A 798-nucleotide genomic window follows, 5' to 3' on the forward strand; every position below is an offset into this window, starting at 1 on the left:
CTCCTAGGATTACGCCTAGGACGTCACGTCATCCCGCTTCCCAGCAAGGTGGCCCTCGCCGGACGAATACGTCGCGATTCGCGGACATTTCCTACGACCAGCCCGTAACGACTGTAAACAAGCCCCATCAATGAAATAGGCTAGTTCATGCATCAACCTAGCCCCTGGATGCATCAAATCAGCACTTTGTCAAATCACCATGTCACAGCCGCACGCCTGTGCGCAGCACGCCCTGTGCACTCGTGACACCATAGATCATGTTATAAGGGGTATATATGTTTAGCATCGTATCACCTGAAGAGGCACGTCGCCTGCTGTCGTCGAAGCGCAAACCTCGCCAGCGACGTAGGCGCGAGGGCGACGACGTAGGCGCTGTAGGGACCTACAAGGTCGTTCGCCTCGCACCGAAGAAGCCACGAGTATCCCTGAGGGTGCCCACCGAGTCCGAGCAGGCAGCCCTCCTCGAAACCGCGGTCGAGAAGGAGCTGCAGTCGCGGGGGCTAAACGAGGTCCGGATCAGGCACGAGAAGCGGGAGTACGAGGGCATCTTCACTCGCCATCGTGCCCGGCACCTTCATGCCCTCAACCCCTACGCGGGCGCTGGGTGGGCGTCGTTCCTGGAAGAGGCTATCGGCAGGAGCAAGATCGACGAACGACTCTGGTTCGTCACGATCATCGATGACGATTGGATCCTCGGCACCTACCCGCTCGGCCCCGACAACACTGACCTGTACCGCCCGCGGTTTGTGAGACACCGATTTAAACCCTATGCGGCGAGAGCCGCCGGTGGAAGCTGCG

Annotated in this window: 1 protein-coding gene; it reads left to right on the plus strand. The window is 59.6% G+C overall.

Features of this window, described 5'->3' with window-relative positions; genetic code table 11:
- Positions 1-275 precede the first annotated feature (275 nt).
- Positions 276-798, plus strand: a 523-nt coding sequence (locus ACKUB9_RS34330) for a hypothetical protein (RefSeq protein WP_407531185.1), incomplete at its 3' end; no start/stop codon positions are given.

It is taken from the genome of Methylobacterium oryzisoli (assembly GCF_046557895.1).
In the GTDB taxonomy this organism is placed as follows: Bacteria; Pseudomonadota; Alphaproteobacteria; order Rhizobiales; family Beijerinckiaceae; genus Methylobacterium; species Methylobacterium oryzisoli.